This window comes from Pseudomonas mendocina (genome assembly GCA_037482215.1).
Lineage (GTDB): Bacteria > Pseudomonadota > Gammaproteobacteria > Pseudomonadales > Pseudomonadaceae > Aquipseudomonas > Aquipseudomonas mendocina_E.
In genome coordinates this window covers 4,377,948-4,391,132 of the sequence record CP148074.1, presented here as the reverse complement: position 1 = coordinate 4,391,132, position 13,185 = coordinate 4,377,948, and the positions used below count along the sequence as shown (strand labels likewise).

Below are 13,185 nucleotides of genomic sequence, written 5' to 3'. Positions count from 1 at the left end.
TGTGTGAGGGTGGCCTAGCTGGGCTGGTGCTCTGAAGACACCAGCCCAGTGCCGCCGCTTACTTCTTCAGCTGTTTGGCATTGGCGAACAGGGCCGCCATTCCGCCGGTGGCCGGAGCCGGTTTGTCTTCGCGGGAGTGTCGCTCGCTGCGAGGGGTATTGCCGCCGCGGTTACCGCCTGTGCGCGGGCCTTCGGTTTTCTCGCCCGGCGTGTCGCCCATGCGCATCGACAGGGCGATACGGTTACGCGGGATGTCCACTTCCATGACCTTCACCTTGACCACGTCACCGGCTTTGACGGCTTCGTGCGGGTCTTTGATGAATTTTTCAGACAGCGCGGAGATGTGTACCAGACCATCCTGGTGCACGCCAATATCCACGAACGCACCGAAATTGGTGACGTTGGTGACCACGCCCTCAAGGATCATGCCCAGTTTGAGGTCTTTCAGGGTTTCCACGCCTTCCTGGAACTCGGCAGTCTTAAACTCAGGACGCGGGTCGCGCCCTGGTTTTTCTAGCTCGCTGAGGATGTCGCTGACGGTGACCAGACCAAATTGCTCATCCGTAAATTGTTTCGGGTCTAGGCGCTTGAGGAAGCTGCTGTCGCCGATCAGTGAGCGAATGTCGCGGCCGGTGTCGGCGGCAATACGTTGTACCAGTGGGTAGGTTTCCGGGTGAACGGCGGAGGCGTCCAGCGGGTTGCTGCCGTTCATGATGCGCAGGAAGCCTGCGGCCTGTTCAAAGGTCTTCTCACCCAGGCGCGGCACTTTCAGCAGTTCAGCACGGCTGTTGAAGGCGCCGTTGGCATCGCGGTAGTTGACGATATTCTGCGCCAGCGTGGCGTTAAGGCCGGAGATGCGGGTGAGCAGGGCGGCGGAGGCAGTGTTCACATCCACGCCCACGGCGTTTACGCAGTCCTCAACCACGGCATCCAGCGAGCGGGCGAGCTTGAGCTGGGACACGTCGTGCTGATACTGGCCGACACCAATGGATTTCGGGTCGATTTTCACCAGTTCGGCCAACGGGTCTTGCAGGCGGCGACCGATGGAGACGGCGCTACGCAGGGATACGTCCAGGTCCGGGAATTCTTTGGCAGCCAGCTCGGAGGCTGAGTACACCGATGCACCGGCTTCGCTGACCATGATTTTGGTGAGCTTGAGCTGTGGATACTTTTTGATCAGTTCGATCACCAGCTTGTCGCTTTCGCGGCTGGCAGTGCCGTTGCCGATGGCGATCAGCTCGACGTTATGTTTGGCGCACAGTTTTGCCAGGGTGTTGATGGTGCCATCCCAATCATTGCGCGGAGCGTGCGGGTAAACAGCAGTCGTCTCGAGCAGTTTGCCGGTGGCATCGACTACGGCGATTTTGCAGCCGGTACGCAGGCCGGGGTCTAGCGCCAGTGTTGCGCGCGGGCCAGCCGGGGCGGCCAGCAGCAGGTCATTGAGGTTACGGGCAAATACGCTGATGGCTTCGTCTTCTGCACCGTCGCGCAGTTCGCCCAGCAAGTCGGTTTCCAGGTGAGTGTAGAGCTTGACCTTCCAAGTCCAGCGCACCACTTCGCCCAGCCATTTGTCGGCTGCACGGCCTTTGTTGCTGATGCCGAAACGCTCGCCAATCATCACTTCACACGGGTGCATGGTGCCCGGCTGTTCGTCGCCGACTTTCAGGCTGACGCTGAGGATGCCTTCATTACGGCCACGGAAGATCGCCAAAGCACGGTGCGACGGCGCACCTTTGAGCTTTTCGTCATGCTCGAAGTAGTCGCGGAATTTCGCCCCTTCTTCCTCTTTACCTGCGACGACGCGGGCGCTGAGGGTGGCGTTGTCCTTGATGAAGCTGCGAAGGCTAGCCAGCAAGTTGGCGTCTTCAGCAAAACGCTCCATCAGGATGTATTTGGCACCTTCGAGCACAGCTTTTATGTCGGCAAAGCCTTTCTCGGCGTCGATAAAGCGCTCGGCTTCACTTTCCGGGGTCAGGCTTGGATCATTAAACAGTGCGTCTGCCAGTTCACCCAGGCCAGCTTCCAAAGCAATCTGGCCTTTGGTGCGGCGTTTTTGCTTGAACGGCAGGTACAGGTCTTCAAGACGAGTTTTGGTGTCTGCGAGGTTGATTTCGCGGGCCAATTCGGGAGTCAGTTTGCCTTGTTCCTCGATGCTGGCCAGGATGCTGGCGCGGCGTTCGTCCAGCTCACGCAGGTAGCGCAGGCGCTCTTCGAGGGTACGCAGCTGAGTGTCATCCAGGCTGCCGGTGACTTCTTTACGATAGCGGGCGATGAACGGTACGGTCGAACCTTCATCCAGCAGGGCTACAGCGGCGGCAACCTGCTGCGGGCGAACGCCCAGTTCAGTGGCGATACGGTTGTTGATGCTATCCATATGTACGGCTATCCACACTCATGTAAGGCTCCCGAAAACCGCGGGCTGAAGCGCTGGTTTTCAAAAAAGCCCTGTGACGACAAAACGGCACTGCACCGGCAGGCCGGACGCGAAAGGGCCGCATTATAAACATTGCTCAGGCCTTCTCCGGAAACCATCGGGGAAAAATCTGCTAACAATGGCCTAGCCTTGAGTGGAGCCACCTGGGCCATAATGCGCCCATTGCACACCACCTGCGCATTTGTGCCTGTGGATGTCTGAACAAGGAGTTGTGAATGAGCAACACTGCGCTGCCTGCCGAAGGCGAAAAAATCCTGATCGTTGATGACGATGCACGCCTGCGTCGTCTGCTTGAGCGTTTTTTTGATGAGCAGGGCTATCGTGTCCGTGCGGTTGAGAATGTCGAGCAGATGGACCGCCTGCTGGCCCGTGAGCTGTTCAATCTGGTGGTGCTGGATCTGATGCTGCCGGGTGAGGATGGCTTGTCCGCCTGCCGTCGCCTGCGTGAGTCGAACAATCAGGTGCCGATCATCATGCTCACCGCCAAGGGCGATGAGGCCAGCCGTATTCAGGGGCTGGAGCTGGGCGCTGACGATTATCTGGCCAAACCATTCAACCCGCGTGAGTTGTTGGCGCGTATTAAAGCGGTACTGCGTCGCCAGGCGCCGGTTGTACCGGGGGCGCCGGGCAGTGAGGATGAGGTCGTCAGCTTTGGTGACTATCAGCTGTCCCTGGCCACCCGCGAGCTGCGTAAAGGCGATGAAGTCCACATGCTGACCACCGGTGAGTTCGCCGTTCTCAAGGCGCTGGTGCAGCATGCCCGTGAGCCGCTGACCCGCGACAAACTGATGAACCTGGCCCGTGGCCGTGAGTGGGATGCGCTGGAGCGCTCCATTGATGTGCAGATTTCCCGTCTGCGCCGCCTGATCGAGCCGGACCCCTCCAAGCCACGCTACATCCAAACAGTCTGGGGTGTGGGTTACGTGTTCGTGCCGGACGGCAATAAGTAATTCTGATGCAGGCACCTGTCTGGTTTCCGCAGAGCTTCTTCGCCCGCACGCTGTGGCTGGTGCTGATCGTCGTGCTGTTTTCCAAGGCGTTGACGTTGGTCTATCTGATGATCAACGAAGACGTGTTGGTGGACCGCCAGTACAGCCATGGTGCGGCCCTGACTATCCGTGCGTATTGGGCGGCTGATCCTGATGCGCGGGATGTGATTGGTCGCGCTGCAGGCCTTCAGTGGGTGGCCGCCGGTGATGTGCCGGAAACTGAAGAGCACTGGCCCTACAGTGAAATCTTCGAAGAGCAAATGCGTTCGGAGCTGGGGCCGGACACCGAGGTCCGGGTGCGTGCTTTAAACCCGCCTGCGTTGTGGGTCAGGGCGCCTTCGCTGGGTGATGACTGGTTGCGCGTGCCGTTGTATCCGCACCCATTACGCGGGCAGAAAATCTGGAGCGTGCTGGGCTGGTTCCTTGGTATTGGCTTGCTCTCGACAGCTGCTGCCTGGATTTTTGTGCGTCAGCTCAATGCCCCGCTCAAACGCTTGGTATTTGCGGCTCGCCAACTGGGTAAGGGGCGCAGTGTGCGCCTGCCGATTAGTGATACGCCCAGTGAAATGACCGAGGTGTACCGGGCGTTCAACCAAATGGCGGAGGATGTTGAGCAGGCGGCCCGTGAGCGTGAGTTGATGTTGGCTGGGGTATCCCACGATTTGCGTACACCGCTGACTCGCTTACGCTTGTCATTGGAGTTTTTGGACACAGACTCTGAGCTGACCGAAGACATGGTCCGCGACATTGAAGACATGGACGCGATTCTTGATCAGTTCCTGGCCTTTATTCGCGATGGTAGCGGTGAGCCACTGGAAGAATTGGATGTGCGCGAGCTGATCCATGAAGTCGCTGCGCCCTACAATCAAAAAGGGGAAGTGGTACGTCTGTATCTCGAGCCAGTGCCTGCATTTCCTCTGCGGCGGATTTCCTTCAAACGCCTGTTGGTCAACCTGATTGAGAATGCGCTGCGTTATGGCGGTAATCAGGTAGAAGTGCTGGCATCGGTTTCCGGTGATCACAGCGCGCCCTATGTGGTGATCAGCGTGCTTGATCGAGGCACTGGGATTGATCCTGCTGAACTCGACAATATTTTCAATCCATTCATCCGTGGTGATCGGGCTCGTGGTGGGCAGGGAACTGGTCTGGGATTGGCCATCGTTAAACGCATTGCCGCCCTTCACGGCGGCAGCGTAGAGCTGCGCAACCGGGTTGGGGGTGGTCTGGAAGCCAGAGTTTGTCTGCCTTTGGGGTTGTTATTACCACGCGATGCTGCTTGATTCGAGGTAGCATGCGGGCCTAAGTTGCTCGTCTATGCTTGTTCGGTAGTACCGTCTCGAGGTCAGCATGCCGGCAGTCTCAGTTTACCGTTCGCTTTGGACATGGTTAATCCCCTTACCATTGCTCCTGTTGACTACTGGGTTTTCCTTGGCCACACCCTTTATGAGCGGTGTGGCGCTTTGGTATCTGCCTTTTGCCCTGGGTGTCCTGCTGGTGATTTGGTGGGGGCCGCGGGTGCTGCCAGCGGCTTACCTGAGTGGCATTTTGTCATGTGTCTATAACGGTTTAAGTTGGCAAACGGCTGCGCTTTGTGCGCTGCCTATGACCACCGCACTCGGCTTGGCCTGGTTGCTTCTTTATCTGCGGTTGTTTGATCCAACTGTGCCGAGCGTTCGTCACTTGGTGCGCTACATGCTTTGGGGCGTATTGCTGCCTGCAACGACCCTGTGCTTCGGGGGCATGCTGGTGAGTTGGGCCCAGTACGGTTTACAGCTAGCACAACTGCCGACGGCGAGCCTGACATTGTGGTTGATGAGCTGTCTCGTCGCCTTTGGGGGTGGGACAATTCTTCTGGTCTACCTTACGCCTTGGCTGAAGAAACGGGGCTGGCTGATCAATGGTCCTGTCAGCAGCGCTGAACCGTTGCAGGAAAACCTGAGTAAACTGCCGCCTGGGCTACTCCTGTTAGCCCTGTTGATCGCTATGCCATGGATGTTGGCCAACACCTATCTGGAACTCAATCTGCCACTGTTCGGCATGATGCTGTTTGCCCTCGCGTTGAAGTGGGGGTTCCCCGGTGCATTGTGTGGCGCTGCACTCAGTGCGCTTATGGTCATCAGCTTGCCCTTTTTACGTGAGTGGGTGGGTTTTGCCCCATGGGCTGATGCGCAGCGCATGAATCTGCATTTGGGGGTGTTGCTCTTCACACTCGCCTCCCTTCTTCTTGGTCGAAGCTTGAGCGATCTGCGCCAGTCATTAGCGCGTAGCTCCAGAATGCAAGAGCAACTTTCATTGGCCCATTTGGCGCTGGACGCGAGCCCTCTGGGGGTGGTGATCGTCGACGTGCGTCAGCCGCATATGCCGTTGATCTATTGCAACCCTGCCTTCGAGCGCATGAGCGGCTACTCCAACGCCGAGACGATAGGAAAAAGCTGGGACTTTCTGGTGCGTGAGGATCGCCAGCAAGAAGGCTTCATGCGCCTGCGTCAAGCCATTGAAGATGGCATTGCTTGTGATGTGGTCTTGCGCCTCTATCGTAAGGATCTTCAGTCAATGTGGGCGCAGTTAACGCTTTCGCCTATCTACGACGATGTCGGTATCAGCCATTTTGTAGTCATGCAGTCTGACGTTACAGCGCGGGAGCAGTTGGCCAGTCAGGTGCGTGCGCAAAGCGATGAGCTGCTCAAGCAGAGTTATCTCTTCAGCCAAACAGAAAACATTGCTGACTTAGGCGGCTGGGTGCTTAACCTGCCATCAGGAACCATGGATTGGAGTGCTGGCTGCTTCCGTATCTATGAGCTTGACCCCGGCCAAGGTACGCCTCAGTTGACAGGGGCCCTAAGCTACATGGACACCAGTAGTCGGGAGTTGACGGAGGCGAAACTGGCGGAATTGGTTTCTGGGCGCGGACAGGATCATTTTGACTTTGAAGTGAGGATTCTCACCGCTAAGGGTAAGTCACGTTGGTTGCGCTTGCGGGGCATCACTGAGTGGGATGAAAACGAGTTGGTTCGCATCTATGGCGCGATCCAGGACATCAGCGCGCGCAAATTTGCTGAACAACAGCTGCGCGAACGGGATGAGCGCCTCAACCTGTTTTTTGAAGCGCCGCTAATCGGCATGGCCATGACCAGTCCGAGCTTTGCCTGGGAAGAGGTCAACCAACGTTTCTGCAGCATGCTTGGTCGCAGTCACGATGACTTGATGACGTGTACGTGGGCGTCGCTTTCAGTTGAGGAAGAGTTGGTTATTGAGCGGTCTCTGCTCGATCAGGTGCACGGCGGAGAACGTGAAGGGTTTGAGTTGGAAAAACGTTTCCGCCGCGCTGACGGCAGTCTCGTGCATACCCGAGTCAGCCTGCGAGCCGTGCGCCACAGTACCGGCCGGGTGAGGATGTTTCTGTTATTGGTCGAAGACATCAGTGGCCGACTTCAGGCCGAAGCGCGCTACCGTACGTTGGTGGAGAATGCGCCTGAAGCCATCATGTTGGTCGATGTCCAAGGGCGGATGGTGGACTGCAATGAGAACACTCTGCGACTGTTGCGTTACACCCGTGAGGCTATCACCACTAAGACACTGTTTGATTTGAGCCCGGCCAAACAGGCTAATGGCCGGCCGTCCCAAGAATATGGCCGCTTACAACTGGAACAAGCGATTGCTGGAGGCGCGCCGGTCTTCGAGTGGCTTCACCGTGACAGCAGTGGTCGCAATATCCCCTGCGAAGTGCGGCTGGTACGTATGCCAGGTGAGCCGGTATTGATTCGTGGATCGGTGATGGATATCTCCGAGCGCCAGCACTATCAGCAAGAGATTGAGCGGCTAGCCTACAGTGACGAGCTCACAGGACTGCCCAATCGACGTTTACTTTTGGACCGCTTGCAGCACGCTATGCAGCGTGAGTTGCGCGAAGGCACAACGGGGGCCTTGTTATTCATTGACTTGGACCATTTCAAAACAGTCAACGACAGCCTCGGGCACCAAGTCGGTGATGGGTTGTTGCGAGAGGTCACGCTACGTTTGGTCAGTGCCTTGCGAGCGCAGGACACGCTCGCGCGGATGGGCGGCGACGAATTCGTCGTGTTGCTCGAAGGTCTGGATAAAGATCCGGAGGTGGCTGCCGAATCTGCTGCCATCACCGCAAAGAAACTACTTAAAGCGTTGGTGGATCGCAGTTGCTGGATTGATGGTCATGAGTTGTCCATCAGCGCCAGTATCGGTATCGCCTTGCACCCGTTGGGGCGCCAAGCTGCGTCAGATGTGCTGAAACAAGCAGACACGGCTATGTATCAGGCCAAGCAGGGTGGGCGTAATGCATTTCACTTCTTTGCCCCGGAGATGCAGGCGGTTATCGACCAGCGATTGCAGATGCAAAACGAGCTGCGGCTGGCGGTACAGCGTGGCCAGTTAAGGCTTATGTTCCAGCCTCAGCTGGAACTGCACAGTAACCGTGTTTCCGGTGCTGAAGTGCTGCTGCGCTGGGGGCATCCTGAGCGTGGCGAGGTTATGCCCGGAGACTTCATTCCTTTGGCAGAAGAGACCGGACTGATCGAGGAGCTCGGCACTTGGGTGCTTGAGCAAGCGTGTGCGCAACTCAATAAATGGCTTGTCATGCGGCCGGACTTCGTTCTGGCGATTAATCTCAGCCCTCGTGAGCTGCGTCAGCGGAACTGCGTATCTCGTGTTCGCGATTGTTTGCAGCGCCACAATATTGCCCCGCAGTCACTGGAGCTTGAGATCACCGAAGGTGTTCTGGTCGAAGATGTTGAGCAGTGCATCAGCAACATGCAGGCCCTGAAAACGCTTGGCGTGCGCTTCTCCATTGATGACTTTGGCACGGGCTACTCCTCGCTGACCTACCTCAAGCGCCTGCCGCTGGATCGCCTGAAAATCGACCGCAGCTTTATCTGGGATATGGATGCGGCCGATGGCAATGGCCTGATGATTGTGCAGACGATTCTAGTCATTGCCCGCAACCTAGGGCTGGAGTGTGTTGCAGAGGGCATCGAAAGTCAGGAGCAACTGGCCTGCTTACGTGAGCAGGGCTGTGAGCTGGGCCAGGGCTACTATTTCAGTCGCCCGCTGAGTGAGGAAGAGTTTACCCAATGGTTAGTACAGGCCCACACGGAGCCTGCCACCTAACCTTTCCCTTTGGTGCGTGTCAGGTTGGGGCCCGCATGCTTTTCCAGGTGCTGAATAATCAGTCCAGCCACGTCCTTACCCGTAGTGGTTTCGATTCCCTCAAGACCAGGGGAGGAGTTGACTTCCATCACCAGCGGGCCGCGCTGGGAGCGCAAAATATCCACTCCGGCCAAGCTCAGCCCCATCACTTTTGCTGCATGAATGGCGGTTTTGCGCTCTTCCGGAGTGATTTTGATCAAGCTGGCAGTCCCACCGCGATGCAGGTTTGAGCGGAACTCGCCGGGCTTGGCTTGCCGCTTCATGGCTGCGATGACCTTATCACCCACGACAAAACAGCGGATGTCTGCACCACCGGCTTCCTGGATGTACTCCTGCACCATGATGTTCTGTTTCAGGCCCATAAAAGCCTCAATTACTGACTCAGCCGCTTTAGCCGTTTCACACAGCACCACGCCGATGCCTTGAGTGCCTTCTAGCACCTTGATCACCAGCGGTGCGCCGTTAACCATTTGGATCAGGTCGTCGATGTCATCCGGCGAGTGGGCGAAGCCAGTGACTGGCATGCCGATGCCTCGTCGGGACAGCAGTTGCAGCGAGCGAAGTTTGTCCCGCGAGCGGGCAATGGCGACCGACTCGTTCAGCGGGAACACACCCATCATTTCAAACTGGCGCAGCACCGCGCAGCCGTAAAACGTCACTGAGGCGCCGATGCGAGGAATCACCGCATCAAAACCTTCAAGGGCTTTGCCGCGGTAGTGAATCTGTGGGTTATGGCTGGCGATGTTCATGTAAGCGCGCAGCGTATCGATAACGACCATCTCGTGGCCCCGGGCCTGACCGGCCTCTACCAGACGGCGGGTGGAATACAAGCGGGGGTTTCGGGACAGCACAGCAATCTTCATTCGGCACCAGAAGAGTCGGCAAGTAAGGGTTTGGATTGCACGTAGGAGAGGGCCGGATTGACCAGCAGATTACCTGCCACCAGCGCTTTGGAGCCCAGCAACACGCGATAGCGCATGGTTTTGCGGCAGGCCAGGGTGAACTCTACTGGCCACTGCTGTTCTCCGAGCGCCAAATGGGTGCGTATGACATAACGAGACTGACTTTGGCCGTTGGAACTCTTGATCGTTTTCACTGAAACAAGCGGCGCCTCACAGCGATGGCGACGTTGCACCAGTGTGCCTAAGTGCGCGGTGAAACGCACCCATTGTTCACCTGCGCGTTCAAACACCTGAATGTCTGTAGCATGCAAGCTAGACGTGCTGGCGCCTGTGTCGATTTTGGCACGCAGGCCCACCATGCCCAGTTCAGGCAGGTTAATCCATTCACGCAGGCCAATAACGTTAGGCAGATAAGTGGTTTTCACAGGTTCCATCCGATAGTCTCCAAAGCATTCTAGTAGGCGCTTATGACAACTGCATCAGGCAAAATGCCTGCCAGAGCACTGTGCGTGATGGATACCCAATGAACGATAACGACGACAAAGTCCGGCTGGACAAATGGCTCTGGGCCGCGCGTTTCTACAAAACCCGCGCCTTGGCGAAGGCCGCCATCGAAGGTGGTAAAGTGCACCACCGTGGTGAACGCTGCAAACCTGGCAAAGAGCCCAAGGTTGGGGACGAGTATGTCGTCCGCACTGGTTTTGATGATCGCACCATTGTGGTGCGTGCTTTATCCGTGGTGCGTCGCGGTGCACCAGAAGCGCAACTGCTGTATTGCGAAACGCCAGAAAGCATTGCCAAGCGCGAGGCCGCTGCGCAGCAGCGCAAAGCTGGGGCCTTGGGTGTGCAAACCGACGGGCGGCCGACCAAGAAACAGCGTCGGCAAATTCTGAACTTTCACGATTTGCAGGGCTGAAAGGCCCTGCCGATGCCCTGCAAGCCGCGTTCCGACTGGGCTCAGGGTGGGGTAATAGAAATTACCCGCGCAGCCGATAGCTAAGAGGCGCTTGGTCAATGGCGCGTTTGCGCCTAAAATTGCCGGCCACGTTACATTCAGTGATAGCTGGCATGTCTGATTTTACCCAACGCTTTTTGTTCGATGACAGTGACATTCGCGGCGAGCTGGTCAGCCTGACTGACAGTTACCACCACGTCCTGGCCAAGCATCCCTATCCGCAACCAGTCGCCCAGTTGCTGGGTGAGCTGTTGGCCGCTGCATCGTTGCTCATCGGCACGCTCAAGTTTGACGGACTGCTGATCTTGCAGACCCGCTCAAGCGGCGCGGTACCTACGCTGATGGTAGAAGTCTCCAGTGATGGGGATGTGCGGGGGATCGCCCGTTACGACGCCGACCAAGTTGCGGAAAATGCCACTCTGCGCGAACTGATGCCAGACGGCGTGATGGCCATGACCATCGATCCCAAGCTCGGCCAGCGTTATCAGGGCATCGTTGATCTCGACGGCGACACCTTGGCTGAATGTCTGACTACTTATTTTCAGACCTCTGAGCAGCTGCCAACGCGCTTCTGGCTGAGCGCTGATGGCCAGCGTGCGCGCGGATTGCTGCTGCAGCAACTGCCTGCCGACCGGATCACTGACCCGGACGAGCGAGAGGCCAGCTGGCAGCATGCGGCGACTCTGGCCGATACCCTGACAGTTGAAGAATTGCTCAGTTTGGACAATGAAACCTTGTTGCATCGCCTCTACCATGAGGACGCCCTGCGTTTGTTCGACCCCCGCGGTTTACAGTTCCGCTGCAGCTGCTCCCGCGAGCGCTCCGGTCGGGCGTTGATCAGCTTGGGCCAGACGGATGCTGAGGCCTTGGTGCGTGAACACGGAGGCAGCGTAGAAATCGACTGCCAGTTCTGCAACCAGCGTTACCTATTTGATGCAGCTGACGTGCTCCAGCTGTTCATTGACGGCAGTACCGAGGCACCCTCGGATACGCGCCACTAAAATAAGTGCAAGAGAACCGCGCCGGTACGATTTGAATAGAGACTGCACCCGCAGCGTGCTTTTTTCTGGCATAATCCGGCGCACTTTTTTCAATGTAGTAGTGTTAAATTTGCACTACAAACGTTCGTAAGACTCGGCCTAGTGGCCGACGGGGAACCTCATGACGCAAGCCAACAACGCCGTGTACACAGACATTAGCGCTGCCCAACTGGTCGAAGAAGCCCTTCGTCGCGGTGAGGGTGAACTGGCCGCCAATGGCGCGCTGGTAGTGCGTACCGGCCACCGTACTGGTCGTTCGCCGGCTGATCGCTTCATCGTGCAAGAGCCGAGCACCGAGGCGCAGATCGCCTGGGGCGCGATCAACCGTCCGTTCCCGGCCGACAAGTTTGACGCACTGTGGGATCGCGTTCAGGCGTTCTCCGATGCTCAAGACAGCTTCGTATCGTACGTGCATGTTGGTTCTGCTGAAGAACACTACCTGCCGGTCAAAATGACCACTGCTACTGCTTGGCAGAACCTGTTCGGCCGTCAGCTGTTCATCAACCCTGCTCAGTACAACCCGAGCGGCAAAGATGAGTGGCAAGTGCTGAACGTCGCCAATTTCGAGTGCGTGCCTGAGCGTGACGGCACCAACTCTGATGGTTGCGTGATCATCAACTTCGCCGCCAAGAAAGTGCTGATCGCTGGCATGCGCTATGCCGGTGAAATGAAGAAAGCCATGTTCTCCGTGCAGAACTTCCTGCTGCCGGAAAAAGACGTACTGCCGATGCACTGCGCCGCCAACATTGGCGAAGAAGGCGACGTAACCCTGTTCTTCGGTCTGTCTGGCACCGGTAAAACCACCCTATCGGCTGATGAATCCCGCTACCTGATCGGTGACGACGAGCACGGTTGGGGCGAAGGTGTTGTGTTCAACATCGAAGGCGGTTGCTATGCCAAGTGCATCGACCTGTCCGAGAAGAACGAGCCGGTGATCTGGAAAGCTATCCAGTTCGGCACCGTTCTGGAAAACGTAGTGCTCGACGAGCAGCGTACTCCAGACTACAGCGATGACAGCCTGACTCAGAACAGCCGCGCTGCTTACCCGCTGGAGTATGTTGAGAAGCGCAGCGAGAAAAACCTCGGTGGCGAGCCGAACGCTGTGATCTTCCTGACCTGCGACCTGACTGGTGTACTGCCGCCGGTTTCGATCCTGAACAATGAACAGGCTGCTTATCACTTCCTGTCTGGCTACACTGCACTGGTCGGCTCCACTGAGATGGGCTCCGGCGGCGGCATCAAGTCGACCTTCTCCACCTGCTTCGGCGCACCGTTCTTCCCGCGTCCGGCTGGCGTATACGCTGAGCTGCTGATCAAGCGTATCAACGCGTTTGGTTCCAAGGTCTACCTGGTTAACACGGGTTGGACTGGTGGTGGTTACGGCGTTGGCAAGCGCTTCAACATCCCGACTACTCGTGGTGTGATTGCAGCTATCCAGAGCGGCGCGCTGATTGGTGCTGAAACTGAGCACCTGCCAATCATCAACCTGGACGTGCCGAAGGCTGTTCCGGGCGTTGAAACCAACCTGCTCAACCCTCGTAACACTTGGGCTGACAAGGCTGCTTACGACGAGGCCGCCAAAGGCCTGGCTAAGCTGTTCATCGACAACTTCCAGAAGTTCGATGTCAGCGACGCGATCAAAAAAGCCGGTCCGCAACTGTAAGTCGCGGCAGCTGCTGAACAAAAA

Annotated in this window: 9 protein-coding genes; 6 read left to right on the top strand and 3 right to left on the bottom strand. The window is 57.3% G+C overall.

The window, feature by feature from the left end; translation table 11 throughout:
- Window positions 1–58: 58 nt before the first annotated feature.
- The gene (locus tag WG219_20245) at window positions 59–2,374 is read right to left on the bottom strand and encodes a Tex family protein (protein WXL25599.1); all 2,316 of its coding nucleotides are present in this window, start codon (window positions 2,372–2,374) and stop codon (window positions 59–61) included.
- Between the two features lie 275 nt (window positions 2,375–2,649).
- Here WG219_20245 and ompR point away from each other — a divergent pair, with 275 nt between their 5' ends.
- The 3 genes from ompR to WG219_20230 all read left to right on the top strand — a co-directional run bounded on the left by ompR (window position 2,650) and on the right by WG219_20230 (window position 8,562).
- Entirely contained in the window at window positions 2,650–3,384 is a 735-nt protein-coding gene (ompR, locus tag WG219_20240) for a two-component system response regulator OmpR (GenBank protein WXL25598.1), read from the top strand.
- A gap of 5 nt (window positions 3,385–3,389) precedes the next feature.
- Window positions 3,390–4,703 carry an ATP-binding protein gene (locus WG219_20235; GenBank protein ID WXL25597.1) on the top strand — a complete coding sequence of 438 codons (1,314 nt, stop codon included), beginning with the start codon at window positions 3,390–3,392 and terminating at the stop codon, window positions 4,701–4,703.
- A gap of 148 nt (window positions 4,704–4,851) precedes the next feature.
- Window positions 4,852–8,562, top strand: coding sequence for an EAL domain-containing protein (locus WG219_20230; protein ID WXL25596.1), 3,711 nt, complete (start codon window positions 4,852–4,854; stop codon window positions 8,560–8,562).
- Here the strand turns inward: WG219_20230 and rimK are convergent.
- Both rimK and WG219_20220 read right to left on the bottom strand, forming a co-directional pair.
- Window positions 8,559–9,464, bottom strand: a complete 906-nt coding sequence (gene rimK / locus WG219_20225) for a 30S ribosomal protein S6--L-glutamate ligase (protein ID WXL25595.1) — start codon at window positions 9,462–9,464, stop codon at window positions 8,559–8,561. The genes WG219_20230 and rimK overlap by 4 nt on opposite strands.
- Window positions 9,461–9,862, bottom strand: a complete 402-nt coding sequence (locus WG219_20220; GenBank protein ID WXL28057.1) for an ATP-dependent zinc protease — start codon at window positions 9,860–9,862, stop codon at window positions 9,461–9,463. The genes rimK and WG219_20220 overlap by 4 nt, the downstream gene beginning before the upstream one ends.
- Before the next feature lie 164 nt (window positions 9,863–10,026).
- On the opposite strand from WG219_20220, the gene WG219_20215 reads away from it, so the two are divergent.
- The 3 genes from WG219_20215 to WG219_20205 all read left to right on the top strand — a co-directional run bounded on the left by WG219_20215 (window position 10,027) and on the right by WG219_20205 (window position 13,161).
- Complete coding sequence (locus WG219_20215; GenBank protein WXL25594.1) at window positions 10,027–10,419, top strand: S4 domain-containing protein; 393 nt, start codon at window positions 10,027–10,029, stop codon at window positions 10,417–10,419.
- 152 nt (window positions 10,420–10,571) lie between these two features.
- The gene (gene hslO / locus WG219_20210; GenBank protein ID WXL25593.1) at window positions 10,572–11,459 is read left to right on the top strand and encodes an Hsp33 family molecular chaperone HslO; all 888 of its coding nucleotides are present in this window, start codon (window positions 10,572–10,574) and stop codon (window positions 11,457–11,459) included.
- Between the two features lie 160 nt (window positions 11,460–11,619).
- A complete protein-coding gene (locus WG219_20205; GenBank protein WXL25592.1) occupies window positions 11,620–13,161 on the top strand; it encodes a phosphoenolpyruvate carboxykinase in 1,542 nt (513 codons plus the stop codon).
- Window positions 13,162–13,185: the final 24 nt, after the last annotated feature.

What these genes read in the sequence shown, in the direction of transcription:
- WG219_20245 (WXL25599.1), bottom strand. Translation starts at nt 2,374, where the DNA reads ATGGATAGCATCAACAACCGTATCGCCACTGAACTGGGCGTTCGCCCG.
- ompR (WXL25598.1), top strand. Translation starts at nt 2,650, where the DNA reads ATGAGCAACACTGCGCTGCCTGCCGAAGGCGAAAAAATCCTGATCGTT.
- WG219_20235 (WXL25597.1), top strand. Translation starts at nt 3,390, where the DNA reads ATGCAGGCACCTGTCTGGTTTCCGCAGAGCTTCTTCGCCCGCACGCTG.
- rimK (WXL25595.1), bottom strand. Translation starts at nt 9,464, where the DNA reads ATGAAGATTGCTGTGCTGTCCCGAAACCCCCGCTTGTATTCCACCCGC.
- WG219_20220 (WXL28057.1), bottom strand. Translation starts at nt 9,862, where the DNA reads ATGGTGGGCCTGCGTGCCAAAATCGACACAGGCGCCAGCACGTCTAGC.
- WG219_20215 (WXL25594.1), top strand. Translation starts at nt 10,027, where the DNA reads ATGAACGATAACGACGACAAAGTCCGGCTGGACAAATGGCTCTGGGCC.
- hslO (WXL25593.1), top strand. Translation starts at nt 10,572, where the DNA reads ATGTCTGATTTTACCCAACGCTTTTTGTTCGATGACAGTGACATTCGC.
- WG219_20205 (WXL25592.1), top strand. Translation starts at nt 11,620, where the DNA reads ATGACGCAAGCCAACAACGCCGTGTACACAGACATTAGCGCTGCCCAA.